Source organism: uncultured Oscillibacter sp., from assembly GCF_910587525.1.
GTDB lineage: Bacteria > Bacillota > Clostridia > Oscillospirales > Oscillospiraceae > Oscillibacter.
Map to the genome: position 1 here is coordinate 1 of NZ_CAJULS010000047.1, position 15830 is coordinate 15830.

12 protein-coding genes and 1 pseudogene are annotated in these 15830 nt (G+C 60.3%); 7 read left to right on the forward strand and 6 right to left on the reverse strand.

The genetic code is table 11. The features are described from left to right. Nucleotides 1-164 precede the first annotated feature (164 nt). The 3 genes from argS (at nucleotide 165) to QZ326_RS06055 (ending at nucleotide 3270) form a co-directional block, all read left to right on the forward strand. Complete coding sequence (gene argS / locus QZ326_RS06045) at nucleotides 165-1910, forward strand: arginine--tRNA ligase (RefSeq protein WP_295742607.1); 1746 nt, start codon at nucleotides 165-167, stop codon at nucleotides 1908-1910. Between the two features lie 338 nt (nucleotides 1911-2248). Continuing rightward, entirely contained in the window at nucleotides 2249-2944 is a 696-nt protein-coding gene (locus tag QZ326_RS06050; RefSeq protein ID WP_295742610.1) for an AzlC family ABC transporter permease, read from the forward strand. Continuing rightward, complete coding sequence (locus QZ326_RS06055; RefSeq protein WP_295742613.1) at nucleotides 2935-3270, forward strand: branched-chain amino acid transporter permease; 336 nt, start codon at nucleotides 2935-2937, stop codon at nucleotides 3268-3270. The genes QZ326_RS06050 and QZ326_RS06055 overlap by 10 nt, the downstream gene beginning before the upstream one ends. A gap of 187 nt (nucleotides 3271-3457) precedes the next feature. Here the strand turns inward: QZ326_RS06055 and QZ326_RS06060 are convergent, their stop codons facing one another. From QZ326_RS06060 to QZ326_RS06070, 3 genes are all read right to left on the reverse strand, one after another. After that, nucleotides 3458-4603, reverse strand: coding sequence for a DUF4317 domain-containing protein (locus tag QZ326_RS06060; protein ID WP_295742616.1), 1146 nt, complete (start codon nucleotides 4601-4603; stop codon nucleotides 3458-3460). 169 nt (nucleotides 4604-4772) lie between these two features. Continuing rightward, entirely contained in the window at nucleotides 4773-6023 is a 1251-nt protein-coding gene (locus QZ326_RS06065; protein WP_295742618.1) for an aminotransferase class III-fold pyridoxal phosphate-dependent enzyme, read from the reverse strand. Between the two features lie 13 nt (nucleotides 6024-6036). After that, nucleotides 6037-6792 (reverse strand): hypothetical protein, encoded by a 756-nt coding sequence (locus QZ326_RS06070; RefSeq protein ID WP_295742620.1) that lies wholly within the window; start codon nucleotides 6790-6792, stop codon nucleotides 6037-6039. 499 nt (nucleotides 6793-7291) lie between these two features. On the opposite strand from QZ326_RS06070, the gene QZ326_RS06075 reads away from it, so the two are divergent. From QZ326_RS06075 to QZ326_RS06090, 4 genes and pseudogenes are all read left to right on the forward strand, one after another. Next, nucleotides 7292-7807, forward strand: coding sequence for a hypothetical protein (locus tag QZ326_RS06075; RefSeq protein ID WP_295742622.1), 516 nt, complete (start codon nucleotides 7292-7294; stop codon nucleotides 7805-7807). A gap of 348 nt (nucleotides 7808-8155) precedes the next feature. After that, a complete protein-coding gene (locus QZ326_RS06080) occupies nucleotides 8156-8731 on the forward strand; it encodes a hypothetical protein (protein WP_295742625.1) in 576 nt (191 codons plus the stop codon). 233 nt (nucleotides 8732-8964) lie between these two features. After that, nucleotides 8965-10029 carry an EpsG family protein gene (locus tag QZ326_RS06085; protein WP_295742628.1) on the forward strand — a complete coding sequence of 355 codons (1065 nt, stop codon included), beginning with the start codon at nucleotides 8965-8967 and terminating at the stop codon, nucleotides 10027-10029. Nucleotides 10030-10175: 146 nt separating this feature from the next. After that, nucleotides 10176-10643: pseudogene (locus QZ326_RS06090) on the forward strand (response regulator transcription factor); the annotation flags it as partial. 215 nt (nucleotides 10644-10858) lie between these two features. Here QZ326_RS06090 and QZ326_RS06095 read toward each other — a convergent pair. The 3 genes from QZ326_RS06095 to QZ326_RS06105 form a co-directional block, all read right to left on the reverse strand. Continuing rightward, complete coding sequence (locus QZ326_RS06095) at nucleotides 10859-12370, reverse strand: IMP dehydrogenase (RefSeq protein WP_295742631.1); 1512 nt, start codon at nucleotides 12368-12370, stop codon at nucleotides 10859-10861. A gap of 134 nt (nucleotides 12371-12504) precedes the next feature. Beyond that, nucleotides 12505-12987, reverse strand: coding sequence for a GNAT family N-acetyltransferase (locus QZ326_RS06100; protein WP_295742634.1), 483 nt, complete (start codon nucleotides 12985-12987; stop codon nucleotides 12505-12507). A gap of 12 nt (nucleotides 12988-12999) precedes the next feature. Beyond that, nucleotides 13000-15830: phosphoribosylformylglycinamidine synthase (locus QZ326_RS06105; protein WP_295742637.1), on the reverse strand; the 2831-nt coding region annotated here is incomplete at its 5' end.

A 15830-nucleotide genomic window follows, 5' to 3' on the forward strand; every position in this document is an offset into this window, starting at 1 on the left:
ATCTGTCTGCGGCACAACCTCACGGACCGGGGCGGGGTGATGGAGATCCGCTACTCCATCGCCGTGGAGCACACGGTGACGGGGCGGAACTGCTTCAAGATCCGCGTCCGGCGGCGGTAGGCGGACAGTATAAAAACCATACCAATGAAAGAGGTATATCCAATATGATTAACATGATTCAAAACGCGAAAGACCAGGCGGCGGCGCTGGCGATGTCCGCCTATCAGGCGGCGGTGGCGGACGGGACGCTGCCCCAGGCGGAGGTAAAGACCGCTCCGGTGGAGATTCCCAAGGACGCCGCCAACGGCGATTTCACCACCACCTTCGCCCTGGCGGCTGCCAAGGCGCTGCACAAGGGGCCCCGGGACATCGCGCAGGCCCTGCTGGACCACATGGACTTGACGGGCACGTACTTCGCCTCCGCCGAGATTGCCGGCCCGGGTTTTTTGAATTTTCGTCTCAATGACGGCTGGTATGAGGGCATCTGCGCCGCCGTGGAGAGCGAGGGGCCGGACTACGGCACCAACGACAGCCTGAAAGGGCAGAAGATTATGGTGGAGTTCGTCTCCGCCAATCCCACCGGCCCCATGCACATGGGCAACGCCCGGGGCGGCGTGCTGGGGGACACCCTGGCCTCCGTGCTCTCCGCCTGCGGGGCGGAGGTCAGCCGGGAGTTCTACGTCAACGACGCCGGACACCAGATCGACAAGTTCGCCCACTCCATCGAGGCCCGGTATCTCCAGATCATCCGGGGGGAGGACGCGGTGCCCTTCCCGGAGGACGGCTATCAGGGGGACGACATTAAAGACCTGGCCCGGGCGTACTATGAGCAAAACGGGAACAAGCTGGCCCAGGCCCCGGAGGCGGAGCGGCAGGAGACCCTGGCCCAATATGGCCTCTCCGTGAACCTGCCCAAGATGAAAAGCGACCTGCGGCGGTACAAGATCGAGTACGACAACTGGTTCTACGAGTCCACCCTCCACGACAGCGGCTATGTGGCGGAGACTGTGAAGCTGCTGGCGGAGCGGGGCTATACCTATGAAAAAGAGGGGGCCCTGTGGCTGAAAACCGCGGACATCATCCGGGAGAACCTGCTGAAAGCGGGGAAAAAGGAAAAGGACGTGGAGAAGCTGGATTTGAAGGACGACGTGCTCCGCCGGGCCAACGGGTTCTACACCTACTTCGCCGCCGACATCGCCTACCACCGCAACAAGTTCGCCGTCCGGGGCTTTGACCGGGTGATCAACATCTGGGGCGCGGACCACCACGGCCACGTGGCCCGGCTGAAAGGCTCGCTGGACGCCCTGGGCCTGGGCGGCACGGAGAAGCTGGATATCGTGCTGATGCAGCTGGTGAAGCTGCTGCGGGACGGCGATGTGGTGCGCATGAGCAAGCGCACCGGCAAGGCCATCAGCCTCTCCGACCTGCTGGACGAGATCCCTGTGGATGCCGCCCGGTGGTTCTTCAACGCCAAGCCGGACACCCAGATGGAGTTCGATCTGGGCCTTGCCGTGCGGGAGGATTCCGAGAACCCCATCTACTACGTGGAGTACGCCCACGCCCGCATCTGCTCGCTGCTGCGGGCAATGAAGGAGGAGGGCGTGACGGTTCCCGCCCAGCGGGACGTGGACATGTCCCTGCTGACGGGGGAGACGGAGAAGGCTCTGATGAAGCAGATGGCCCAGTTCTGCGAGGAGATCAAGCTCTCCGCCCGGAGCTATGACCCCAGCCACATCAACCGCTGTCTTCAGGAGCTGGCGGGGTGTTTCCACCGGTTCTACACCGCCTGCCGGATCAAAGGAGAGGCGCCGGAGGTCCAGGCGGCCCGGCTGAAGCTGGCGGACGACGCCCGTATTGTGCTGCGGAACGGCTTGCTGCTCATCGGCGTAGAAGCCCCCGAAAAGATGTAACAGCAGCTCAAAGTTTTCGTCCGCCTTTTTCACAAGGCGGCGGGGTGCAGGGCCCCTGCGGAGCCGCCGCAAGCGCGGCTTAGGAAGGTAAGCAAAAGACGCTTTCCCCGCCCCAGGGCGGGGAAAGCGTCTTTTGCGGGCGGACAGAACGGTCAAAACAGAACAACCGCCTAGAGCAATTCCCCAAAATACTGAGAAAAGCTCAGCGGTTCGGGAAACGCACAGCCGCGTTCTCCGCCTTGCTCTGCATTCCCCGTTCCCGCTTCCTTTTTTCTCATGATTTCTGGGAACTGCTCTAAACGTCAAAAACAGAACATCTCACATTTTCAGGAGCCATCATGAAAAACCTCACTCCCCGCCGTGCCGCTCTGCGGGCGGCCTTCCCGGCCACAATCCCCGTGATGACGGGCTTTCTCTGTCTGGGGCTGGCCTATGGCGTACTGATGCAGTCCAAAGGATATGGTCCCCTGTGGTCCACACTGATGAGCGCCGTGGCCTTTGGAGGCAGCATGCAGTTTGTGGCCATCACCCTGCTGACCACCGCCTTCGACCCTTTCCAGGCGTTCCTGCTGTCCATCATGGTCAATGCCCGGCATATGTTCTATGGGCTGGCTCTGCTGGACCGGTACAAGGGCCTTGGAAAGATTCGGGCTGTTTTGATCTACACCCTGTGCGACGAGACCTTCTCCCTGGTCTCCTCCCTGGAACCGCCGCCGGAGGCTGACCGGAAGCGGTATTATCTCTACATCTCCCTGCTGGACTATACTTATTGGGTGGCGGGTACTGCCGCCGGGGGTCTGCTGGGGAATTTCATCACATTTCATACCACGGGCATGGACTTCGCCCTGACGGCGCTGTTTGTGGTGCTGTTTCTGGAGCAGTGGAAAAAACGGGAGAACCGCCCCGCCGGGATCATCGGCGTGATCTGTGCCGCCGTCAGCCTGGCGGTATTTGGGGCGGAGAATATGGTGATCCCCGCCATGGTCCTGGTTTTGCTCTTACTGCTGGGAGGGAGGAAGCGGCTGTGTACCTGACACCGACACAAACACTGGGCATCATCCTGGCGGTGGCCGCCGGGACCCAGCTGACCCGCTGGCTGCCCTTTCTGCTGTTCCCGGAGGACAGAGAGCCCCCGCGGATGGTGACGGACCTGGGCCGCCTGCTGCCGGCGGCCATGATGGGCCTGCTGGTGGTCTACTGCCTCAAGGGCGCGGTATGGACAGCCCCGCCCCACGGCGCGCCGGAAGTTCTGGCGGTTTTGGCCGTGGTCCTGCTCTACCGCCGGTGGGGAAACGTGCTGCTGTCCATCGTCGGGGGAACGGCGCTGTATATGCTGCTGGTACAGGCGGTATTTGTCTGAGCCTCAAAAGGCGGGATTATAGTCAGCACACTTGAAAAGAATCAGAATGATTCTTTTCAACCTGGCGGCAGTAAAACTGCCGCCAGAGCCCGTATAAGCGGGCGTGTGTTTGACTTCATAGTTGAAGCACTTGAAAATCCGCAACTTGCGGATTTTCAAGTGCTTCAACTATACTGCGCAGGGAGTTTCACTGTTCTTGCTCTGCCGCGAACCGAACGGGAAGTCCATTGATCTCCATATCCTCCTCAGCGGGAATCAAAATGTACTTCCTGCCGTCGATAACCCTGGTTTCCACCAGATAACTGCACTCCGGGTCCACGGACACGGTGGCCAGGGAGGTTCGGAGCTGGAACTTTCCGGCGTCGATCAGATTGGCGGGGCTCAGGGCCGTGTTTTCACCGAACTTCTCATCGTAGTTTTCCCGGAATGCGTCCACCCGCTCCTCCGAAACGCCGCAGTCCTGGAGAATGGTGCCGATGTCCCCTGCGGTTACGGCCAGCGGCTCCGGGTCCCTGGTCTCCTTGTGCCGGACAATACGCTCTGCCAGCCGCTCGTGGACTGTCCGGGCTACGTCCACGCTGCACACTTCCTCCAGCGCCTGAGACAGCGCCTCCTGAAACGCCTCCCGCTGTTCCCCGGAGGACATGGGCGGTTCCGTATGAAACACCGCGTCGATAAACTCCTGGTGGAGCTCGTCCGGCTTGCGGGAGTAGAACAGAGCGTTGTAGATGTTGGCTGACCGGTTGTCAAAGGCCGGGAACAAAAACCCGAGCTCCGGAGGGGATACCACCTGTCCGGCGGTGTAGTGAAATTCGTTATCGCCGGGGAAATAGCCCAGAGCTGCCCTGCCAGCCTTGACCGGGCAGACACAGCAGAGAAAATAGGTGAACACCTCGTCGGAGGCGTCAGGCTGGAGTTCGTCGTCTTTGCTCCGGTGGGGGATGTCATATGCGTCGCAGGCCATCAGGATGAGATAGTTCTCGCCGTTCATATCCAGGCTGTCAATCACCTTTTGATAAAAGGCGTTTCGGATCTGGCGGTCCTTCAGCCCGCTGGAGCGCAGGTCGGAGAGGAGGCGGTGTTCCTCACTGTCCGCCACCTGCCGGGTGGAAAATACAATGTCGATCAAATTTTTGCCCAGGGTCCCGGACAGGGTCTTTTTCAAAAGCTCCAGATATGTTTCCGCCTCCTCCTGGGTCATGAGGCCCAAAGACTCCTCCAAGTCGGAGACGATCTGCCTGCCGCTGTTGACAAAGCAGCCGTAGATTCGGCCGGCGGCGCTCTTTTCCGGCCGCCAGCGGCGGCGCAGTTCACTGACTTCTCTCTGGTTCATGGATTACCTCACTGTTCTTTTTGTTTGTTCTGCCGCCACCGCGGCCTTTTGGAGCCTGTGGCGGTTTCCGCGTTTGTGACGATACTGCCTTGATTGCTTCCAATCACGTATTTTACAGAGGAACGGGCCGGACCGCCGCGGCGGTCCGGCCTCCTGCGTGCAGATTGATTTACTGTGGGTGGCGGTCCCGGAGTACGGCAAAGGCCTCGTCCGCCGCGGCAACGGTCTGGGCGATGTCCTCATCGGACAGGGCATAGTTCAGGAAGTGATTGTGGTGCGTTGTGAAGAATACGCCCCGCTTCACGCACTCGGCGATCCACTCCTGATGGAGCATCAGGCTGGGGTCGTCCGCAAGCCGCAGGTAAAAGAGGCTGGGCATACCGGAGACATGCAGGTCAAAGCCGTATTTCTCCCCCGCGGCCCGGAGGCCCGCGCCCAGCTTCCGGCCCTTCTCGTCCAGGAGCTTTGGCAGATCCAGCCGTTTCATCTTCTCGATGCAGGCGATGCCGGCGGCGAAGGGGACTGCGGAGAGCCAGTAGCTGCCGGTGTAGCTGATGCCGGAGACGGTGCCCTTCAAAAACTCTCTGCCGCAGAGGGCGGAGACGTTGTAGCCGTTGGCCAGGGCTTTGCAGAAGCAGATCAGATCCGCCTTGAAGCCGAAGAAGTGGTCGCTGCCCTGGAGATCCAGCCGGAACCCGGCCCGCACATCGTCGATAATCAGCAGGCTGCCGTTGTCATCGCAGAGCTTGCGGACCCTCTGCCAGAAGCCCTCGGCAGGCAGTTCATTATCCGCAAAGTTTCCGTGCATGTATGGCTGGCTGATGACGGCGGCGATTTCGCCCTTGTAGCGGTCGAACAGTTCTCCCAGGGCGTCGGCGTCGTTCCAGTCCGCATAGAGGTTGTGCATCACATCCTCTTCCAGGATGCCGGAGTAGTCCTTCTTTTGGGCCCATGCGTCCACGCCGTGGTAATAACCTTTGAAAAAGACGATTTTCTTCCGGCGGGTGTGAGCCCGGGCGGTCATAATGGCCAGGGTAGTCACGTCGCCGCCGTTTTTGGCAAAGAAGGCCCAGTCCGCGCTGGCCACGGTATCCACCAGCAGCTCGGCAAACTCGATCATCTTGGTGGAGGGAACCGTCACGCAGTCCTCCAGCTCCCGCTGCGCCGCCGCCGCGGCGTCCACATCCGGGTCGCCGTAGCCCAGAATGTTGGGGCCGTAGCCGCACATATAGTCGATCATGCGGTTGCCGTCCAGGTCCCAGAAATAGGTCCCTTTGGCCCGCTGGGAGAACAGGGGCCAGGCCTCCACAGGTGTGTAGCAGCCCTCGGCGGGGCCCTGGTGGCCGTAGATGCCGGAGGGAATTACTTTACAGGCCCGGAGATAGGCCTCCCGGCTTTTGGAATAGTCGTTGATGTTCATTGTTCGTCCCTCCTTACGCGAGATAGACCGCTACCCGGTCTAAAATACGGTTGATGTTGTCAATCTGGGAGATCATGCCGCCAATGCGGACCTGTCCCAACCCCACAGCGGCGATGGCGTTGATGACACCATCAAAGAGATCCCGGGCCACGTGCATATCCTGAAACTCCATGTAGGACAAAAACTCCTCCGGGGCGCGGTGGACTGCGAGCAGCTTGTGATTCCGGCAGCACAGCGCCGCGCCGGGGCCGTTTTGAATGGAGAGCTTGGCCGTACCGTCCACAATGCCGGCGGCGGAGCACTGTCCAATGGGATCTTCGTTTGCGATCTGGGCGGCGGCTTCGGCGATGACGTGGAACATCAGCGTAGTGGAGATCCGGAAGAACTCCGGATCGTCCAGGGCGCCGGGAGCGGGCCGCAGGAATGTGGTCAGCCGGTCCGTCAGCTTTGTAAAGGGCCCTGTGAGGAAGCCCGCCTTGGTGATTCCCTTGGTGGGGATGGGGGTTACGGTTCCGTCGATGAGGCCGTTGAACTTCTTACAGGAAGAGAAGGGAAGCTTCACCTGACAGCGATCTGTGCCGGGGACCATGCGGCACCGGCCGCTGCCAAAGAAGAGCGTGGCAGAGGGGCCGCCTTTTACGGCAAAGCCGACAGAGACGTTGGCGTTTTCGATCAGCTGAGCGGACTTCCTGTCCAGGTCGCAGAGATAGGGCAGAGCCCCCAGGATTGCGAAAAGATTGATGTATGCCAGGGTCTTTTCGTCTTTCATAAATAGTTCCTCCCCTGAATCGCCGCTTCCGGCGGAATTGAATAGAATAATCATACCATGACACCGCCTTTCATGCAAGCATTCCCTTTTCCACATTTCCGCCTGAGACGTTCTCTTAAAAAAAATAGTACAGCTTGTCCTGCTTCATAGTGCCGGAACACCCGGTTTATCCCTGATGCGCGAAGGAGTTTTCAGTCCATACATTGAAAAATCAGATCCTGAGATTCCGGAAAAGTCCAGACGCCGCGGGCAGAGAATCTGCGGTGTCCGGACTTGTTTTTTGAATAAAATGCGGCCTTTCGATGAGACATGCAAGACAACGCCGCTGAGTGTCATAGGAGCATAGCAGGGAAGAAAGATGTATCCTTCTGCCCGCACTCTGCGCAGAAGGCCGCTAAAAATTTTTGCGGTTTTTCTACAAAAAATGACAAATTCTGACAAGCGCTGCGCGGTATAGTAATGTCGGAACCGGACGAAAAAAGAGAAAGGGGTTATCGTTATGAAAACGGCCGTTCAGTCCAAATGGAAAAAGCGGCTTCTGCCCGCCTGCGCAGTCTGTGCGCTTTTAGCGGCAGCCATCGTTTTTTTTGCAAACCGGAATCTTGGCGATTCACTGGAGTTGGCAGATAATGCCACCATGGGTGTCCTTCCGGGCGTCGATCTTGCGCAGAGGCAGGCGGAACTTCAGCAGCTGCTGGATGAGAGCATGATTTCTTTTTCCATCAATACCAGCCCGGTTTTTGAGACGGGTGGAGCCGAGGGAAACCTGATGCTGGAAAACCCGGCCAATAATGCAAAACTTTTGGTAGTAGAAATTTACATAAATGACACACAGGAACTGATCTACCAGTCCAAGGCCCTTCCCGCAGGCTCCTATATCGAAAACACCCGGCTGGACAAGCTGTTGGAGCCAGGCAGCTATGAGGCCACCGCCTATTTCAAGGCGTACCGCGAATCCGACCACTCCTACATTGGCCAGGTGGGGGCAGACCTCACGCTTTCCGTCCTCAGTTAGGCCCCATTTGAAAATTGGCAAATTTTCAGCGTCAGCGTTTTTGGCGCAAGAAAAAATCGCAGGGTTTCAGGCTCCACATCTGCCGTGAAGTCTGCCGCGGTTCATACTCTTAGAGCAATTCCCCAAAATACTGAGGAAAGTTCAGCGGCCCGGGAAGCGACAGCCGCGCTGCCGTCCTTGACGGGCGTCAGCCCGCCCGCGTCCTCCGCTTTGCTCTGCCTTCCCTGTTTTGGCTTCCTTTTTTCTCATTATTTCTGGAAACTGCTCTAGACCGCAGCACCGGCGAATTTTAACGCGGTTCCTTTGCCATTTTTTGCGGATACAGGCAGCGGCAGAAAGGAAATTACGATGAAACAGAAAAGATTCTTCAGTTTTTTGGCCGTCGTCCTGGCGGCCGTCCTGTTTGCGGCTAACGCTTTTGCGGCAGGTTCTTATCAGGACAAGGACCTCCCTCTCGGCTCTTCCAGTGAAGTGCTGATGGTGGGAGAGATCGAACCTACCGTCATGTCGGTCACAGTGCCCTCTTATGTCCCCTTCCACATCAGCCGTTCCGTGGAGGGCGAAAATAAAGTGATCTCTCCCCGCGTTACGGTTACCAGCCATTCCGGAGTTTCCGTGAACATAGATGTGGCTTACACCACCGTAAATCTGAGCGGTCTCAAGGGGACCACATGGAGCGACGGGCAGAATGTGGGCGAAAACCAGATTGCCATCGGGTTCCAGCCGGAAATCCTGGCCAACCAGCTGCCTACTACCCTGAGTCAGACCAAGTGGCTTCAGGCAAATGCACCGCAATATCTGACCCTGACCAGCCTGAACCCCTATGGCAGTTCCACACTCTACGTCGTGGGCACCCTGGGCGCTGCCGTTCCGGAGGATAGCTCCTTTACGGTCACTCCCATCTTCGTTGTGAGCAAAGCATGAACACTTTCCCGGCTTCCGGGAAAAGGTACATTCCATCTATGCCTGTATCTGCAATTATGGATAGACGGCCGGAAGGTTCCTCTTCCGGCCGTCAGCCATCCTCTGCGATGAAACTCGTCTTGGTTCTACAAAATTACTGCCCGATTCAATAAAAATCCCGCACTTAAAGCGCAAGGCGCATATCTGATTTGTGAATCAATTTTTATACTGTGGGTATGTAAGGAGAGAGAAAGATGCTGCCATATTTCGCGTTGATTGCTGCTGGACTGGCCGGCGGACCGCTGCTGTCCGGAAGGCCGGAATACCGGCGCAAATTTCTGCTGGCTTTTGGCCTGGCCTGCTGGCTTCTGGCCTCACTTCGATATGTTACCGGCTTTGACTATCGTTCTTACGAAGCAGCCTTTCAGAGAATTGCAGCCAGGGGCCTGTCCTGTCTGACAGCACGCGAGCCAGGATATGTCCTTTTGAATTGGGCGGCAGCCCTTTTGGGCGGCAATTACCGTACCTTCTTGTTTTTGATCCACCTGCTGTTCACCGTACTGGTTCTCCTTTGGATTGGGCGTTACTCCTCCATGCCCTGGCTGAGTGTATACCTCTTCGTAACACTCCAGTATTTCGCCATGAGTATGAACCTGCTGCGCCAGTCCACTGCCGCCGCCATAGTCCTTTGGACATACCCGTTCCTGCGGCAGCGCAGGTTCCTGCCGTTTTGCGGGGTGGTGCTTCTGGCATTTTGCTTTCACCAGTCGGCCCTGTTTATGCTCCCATTCTATTTTCTGCTGAATCTGCGGGTTTCCGTACGCCATTACGCAGCTGCAGCTGTCATAGCTGGGCTGGCTTATCTCTTTGTTGATCCGCTGCTCCAGATGCTTCTTGCTGTCCTGCCAGTATATCGTTCCTATCCCGGGGAAAGATACTGGCAAAGCAACAGCGCAGTCTATCTCCTGGCACCGGTGGGATGCTATTTCTTCACGCTGCCCCTCATCCGGCAGGCGGCCCGGGATTCCTCCGCTTCCCCGGTATTGGCCAACAGCGCGTTTTACAGCCTGCTGATTCAGGCCTTTATCACCCGGCACTTTATTCTGGAACGCTTCTCCATCTATACCGCCTTTTTTTCCGTCCTGGCGCTGCCGGAGGCTGTCTGTGCCGTCGGCTGGCGGCGCTGCGCCAAAATATGGACCGGCTTGCTGGCGGCTTGCTGTCTGGCCTATTTTCTGTTTGCAGCGCAGCAGGGATTCCACGGCGTATATCCTTACCATGGTATCTGGAGCAGGGCGGTTTCATCTGGAGTATGCTGAACAATCTTCATAGAATAAATGTATATATTAGAGCGGACCAGGAGAAGGCAACAACAGAGCTTGTTGAGGCAATATTGCAATATAGATTTCGTCCAAAATATAAGGGCAACATCTCAGAAAAACATAATTTGTCAAGAGGCGTCACAATGGACCATTCATTTTTACACAGCAAAAAGCGCCTGCTGGCCGATGACGAGCCGGAGCTTTTAAAAATGGGATCGGCTATTTTAGCGGACGAGGGATTTCAACGCCTTGTAACCGCCGCCAACATGAAAGAAGGAATTTCCGCCGCCAAAGCGGGAAAGCCTGATCTGGCGATTTTGGACGTGTGCCTCCCGGACGGCGACGGCTTTACTCTGATGGAGCAGATACGCACATGGACGGATATTCCCGTGATTTTTCTGACGGCCCGTGACGAGGCGGCGGACAAGCTGGCGGGGCTGGGCCTTGGAGCGGACGATTATATCGCAAAGCCCTTTCTGCCCCAGGAATTTCTGCTGCGGGTTTACGCCGTTCTGCGCCGGTGCTACAAAGAGGACGCAGCCGTTTTGAAGCTGGATAGCTGTACGGTGGATTTCAGCCGGGCCGAAGTGGACAAAAGCGGTGAGATCCTTCCCTTTTGCTGCTTCAAGGCCCAGTGAATTTTCACTGGGCCTTTCTTCGCTTAAGCTGAAAAACCTACTTGGCAAAATGCGCTGGAGGTTGACGTGGTGAACCTCTACAAATGGATGTTCAAGACCGCGTGTGCATTGGATCAGCCATCCCCATGGCTGATATCCTCCCCGCCCGTCAGGGCGATCCCCTGCACTCCATGGCATCCGCTGTGAGATTAACTCCGATTTCCGGAGTTGGTGGTATCCTTCAAAAGCACGTCATGGGCCCCGCCCTCCACAATGGAGACGGAGCTGACAAGCGTCAGCTTGGCCTTCTCCCGCAGCTCCGGGATGGTCAGCGCGCCGCAGTTGCACATGGTGGAGCGCACTTTGGCCAGCGTGGTGGCCATGCCGTCGCTCAGTGCCCCGGCGTAGGGGACGTAGGAGTCCACTCCCTCCTCAAAGCTGAGCTTGGACGCGCCGCCCAGGTCGTAACGCTGCCAGTTCCGGGCCCGGGCGCTGCCCTCGCCCCAATACTCCTTCATGTAGCTGCCGCCGATGAGGATCTTGCTGGTGGGGCTCTCGTCAAACCGGGAGAAGTACCGGCCCAGCATGCAGAAGTCCGCTCCCATGGCCAGGGCCAGGGTGATGTGGTAGTCCTGGACAATGCCGCCGTCGGCGCAGATGGGGACGTAGACGCCGGTCTCGGCAAAATACTTGTCCCGTGCGGCCGCCACGTCGATGACCGCCGTGGCCTGCCCCCGGCCGATGCCCTTGGTCTCCCGGGTGATGCAGATGGAGCCGCCGCCAATGCCGATTTTCACGAAGTCCGCCCCGGCGTCCGCCAGAAAGCGGAAGCCCTCGCCGTCCACCACGTTGCCCGCGCCCACCTTCACGGTGTCGCCGTAGTGGTTCCGAATCCACTTCAGGGTCCGGGACTGCCACTCGCTGTAGCCCTCGGAGGAGTCGATGACCAGCACGTCCGCCCCGGCCTCCACCAGGGCGGGAACCCGCTCGGCGTAGTCCCGGGTGTTGATGCCCGCGCCGACGACATAGCGCTTTTGCGCGTCCAGCAGCTCCAGGGGGTTGCCCTTGTGGGAGTCGTAGTCCTTGCGGAAGACGAAGCTTACCAGCCGCCGGTCTGCGGACACAATGGGCAGGGCGTTGAGCTTGCGGTCCCAGATGATGTCGTTGGCCTCCTTCAAACTGGTGCCCTCGGGGGCGTAGATAAGCTTTTCGAAGGGCGTCATGAAGTCCGTCACCGGCGTGGCGGGGTCCATGCGGCTGACCCGGTAGTCCCGGCTGGTGACCAGGCCCACCAGCATGCCCTCCGCCGTGCCGTCCTCGGTGACGGCCATGGTGGAGTGGCCGGTGCGCTCTTTCAGGGCCAGCACGTCCGCCAGCGTGTCGCTGGCGCGGAGATTGGAGTCGCTGGAGACGAAGCCCGCCTTGTAGTTTTTCACCCTGCGGACCATCTCCGCCTGCTGCTCCACAGGCTGGGAGACGAAGATGAAGGCGATGCCGCCCTCTTTGGCCAGGCCGATGCCCATCTTCTCGCCGGAGACGGACTGCATCACGGCGGAGACCATGGGCACGTTCATGGTCAGGGGGCACGCCTCCCCCTTTTTGAACTTTACTACCGGAGTTTTCAGAGAGACGTTGGCAGGGATGCACTCTGAGGAGGAGTATCCGGGGACCAGCAGGTACTCGGAGAAGGTGCGGGAGGGCTCGGAGAAGAAATAGGCCATAGTACACCTCGTTCTTTCAATAAAATTCAAAGCGGTTTATGGGGATGGGGCTCTTCCATACAGGGGCCGCCCAGAGGGCGGCCCCTGCAGCCGATTAAGAGACAGCGCGGGGGTCCCGCAGACGGTGGGGAGATTTACAGGTCCAGCTGCAGATAGATGGTGGACGCCAGGGGGCTGTCGTTGTAGCGGGGAATGTCGTAAAACCCAAAGCGGCGGTAGAGACGGAGGGCGCTGCCCAGGGAGGGAAGCGTGTCCAGCAGAACGGCCCGGCAGCCCATGGCGCGGGCGTCCTCCAGCAGGCGGCGCAGCAGAGCCTCCCCGATCCGGCGGCCCCGGAAGGCGGGGCGGACGTAAAGACGTTTTAATTCACACCGCCGGCTGTCCAGGCTTCGCAGGGCGCCGCAGCCCGCCGCCGCGCCGTCCCACCGGGCCAGGTAGAGACGGCCCTCGGGCAGGCCGTACTTACGCTCCGGGTGGGCGGTCTCCTGGTCGTAGTGCTGGAGGTCCAGGTACTGACGAAAGGCCGGCTCGTTTGCCAACAGCAATTCCGTGTACTCCTGAAAGAGGGACCGGATCTCCTCCGGCTCCTCATAGGCGTATGCCAGTTCCAAGCTCATGGCAGCGCCTCCTCACAGGCTGAAATAGTCCCCGGCGGCCTCAAAGAGGTGCAGGCCGTATTCACCGGGGACGTTTTTGTACAGGTTCGCCCCGACGCGCTCGCTGTGGCCCATCTTGCCAAAAACCCGTCCGTCGGGGGAGGTGACGCCCTCCACGGCCCACACGGAGCCGTTGGGGTTGTGGTCCGGGTCCATGGCGGGGAGGCCGGAGAGATCCGCGTACTGGGTGGCGATCTGGCCGTTTTCCGCCAGCTTTCGCAGCAGCTCCGGCGGGCAGAGGAAGCGGCCCTCGCCGTGGGAAATGGGGACGCTGACCACATCGCCCACGTTTACCCTGGCCAGCCAGGGGGAGCGGTTGGAGGCGATCCGGGTGCGGACGATTTTGGACTGGTGCCGTCCGATCACGTTATAGCTCAGGGTGGGACAGGTTTCGTCCGTGTCCCGAATCTCGCCGAAGGGGACGAGGCCCAGCTTGATAAGGGCCTGGAAGCCGTTGCAGATGCCCAGCATCAGGCCGTCCCGGTTCTGGAGCAGGTCGTGAATGGCGTCCGTCAGCCGGGGATTGCGCAGGAGGGAGACGATGAACTTGGCGGAGCCGTCGGGCTCGTCGCCGCCGGAGAAGCCGCCGGGCAGGAACACGATCTGGCTGCGGCGGATGGCGGCCTCCAGCTCCCGGACGGAGGACAGGAGGGCCTCTGGCGTCAGGTTGCGGACCACCACGGTCTCCGCCTCCAGCCCGGAGCGCAGAACCGGCCGGGCGCTGTCGTACTCGCAGTTGGTGCCGGGGAAGACGGGGATCAAAACCCTGGGTTTTGATATGCCGGCTTTGGGAGCCGCGCGCTGAAACGCCGGGGCCTCCAGCGCCGGGGCCTCGCCGGAGACGGCGGCCCGGGTGGGATACACGTCCGCCAGAACAGCCTCGTTTAGCGATAACAGTTCGTCGATTGGGGCGGAATCATTACCAAGTGTAATCGCGGGTTCTGCCGTAGTCATGCCGATTTTGAACCAGTGCCACTCATTTCCGGGGTCCGTGCTCAGCTCTGCCACGATTGCGCCGGGCAGGGGCTTTCCCCAATATGTCCCGCCGCCCGTCAGGGTAAAGCCTATGCGGTTGCCGAAGGACATCTTCATAACGGCCTCTTCGAGGCTGTGTTCCACCGCCCAGGCGGCTTTGACCTGGCCGCTTTGCCGGAAGACTTCAAATTCCTCCCAGGCGGTTCTCTGTCCTTCTGGGGTGCCGTCGCCTGCGAAGAGATAGACGGCGTGTCCTGCTTCCTTAAACTCCGGGGTGACGATCTCCCCGGCCTGGATGGGGGCGATGGCAAAGGAAATCAGCGTTGGAGGAACGTCCATTTCCAGGAAGGAGCCGGACATGGAGTCCTTGCCGCCAATCGCCGCCGCGCCGTAGTCCAGCTGGGCCTCCATGGCCCCCAGGAGGGCGGCGAAGGGCTTGCCCCAGCGGGCGGGGTCCTGGCGGAGCTTTTCAAAATACTCCTGCAAGGTCAGGTAGGCGGCTTTATAATCCGCGCCGGAGGCCGCCAGTTTTGCCAGGGAGACAGTCACGGCGTCATAGGCCCCCCTGTAAGGGTTTGCGCTCATGGACTCCGGGTCGCAGCCCCAGGCCATCACGCTGGCCTGGTCTGTCTCCTGACCGGGAAGGACAGGCAGCAGCGCCGCCATGGCCTGGGCGGGAGTGGCCTGATTTTTGCCGCCGAAGGGCATGAGGACGGACCCCGCGCCGATGGTGGAATCGAACCGCTCCACCAAGCCCCGCCGGGAGGCGCATTTCAGACTGGAGGCCATTTCCCGCAGGGAGGCGGACCGGGACCCGTCCACGCGGCCTCCTTGCTCCACTTGGACTGCAGCGTGCTTCACCGCGCCGTTGGAGTTCAGAAACTCCCGGCTCAGGCTGACAATGGTTTTCCCCTGCCAGCGCATGACCATGCGGGGCTCCGCCGTCACCACGGCCACCTGGTAGGCCTCCAGGTTCTCTTTTTCCGCGGCGGCGATGAACTTCTCCGCGTCCCCGGGGGCCACCACCACCGCCATGCGCTCCTGGCTCTCGGAGATGGCAAGCTCTGTGCCGTCCAGGCCGTCGTACTTCTTCCGCACGGCGTCCAGGTCGATCTCCAGCCCGTCCGCCAGCTCGCCGATGGCCACAGACACGCCCCCCGCGCCGAAGTCGTTGCACCGCTTGATGAGCCGGGTCACGTCTCCGTCCCGGAAGAGGCGCTGAATTTTCCGCTCCTCCGGGGCGTTGCCCTTCTGGACCTCGCTGGCCATGGTCCGGAGGGATTTTTTGTTGTGGCTCTTGGAGGAGCCGGTGGCTCCGCCGATGCCGTCCCGGCCGGTGCGGCCGCCCAGGAGGATTACCACGTCCCCGGGCCGGGGGCGCTCCCGCCGCACGTTTGCCGCCGGGGCGGCGGCCGCCACCGCGCCGCACTCCAATCGCTTTGCGGCGTAGCCGGGGTGGTAGAGCTCCGCCACGTGGCCGGTGGCCAGGCCGATCTGGTTGCCGTAGGAGGAGTAGCCTGCGGCGGCGGTCTGGCAGAGCCTGCGCTGGGGGAGCTTGCCCTCCAGGGTCTGGGCAAAGGGGGCCCGGGGGTCCGCCGCGCCGGTGACGCGCATGGCCTGATGGACGTAGGCCCGGCCGGAGAGGGGGTCCCGGATGCACCCGCCGATGCAGGTGGCCGCGCCGCCGAAGGGCTCGATCTCCGTGGGGTGGTTGTGGGTCTCGTTTTTGAACATCAAAAGCCAGTCCTGCTCCTGGCCGTCCACCACCGCGGGAACGTGGATGGAGCAGGCGTTGATCTCCTCGCTCTCGTCCAGCTCGGGGAGCAGGC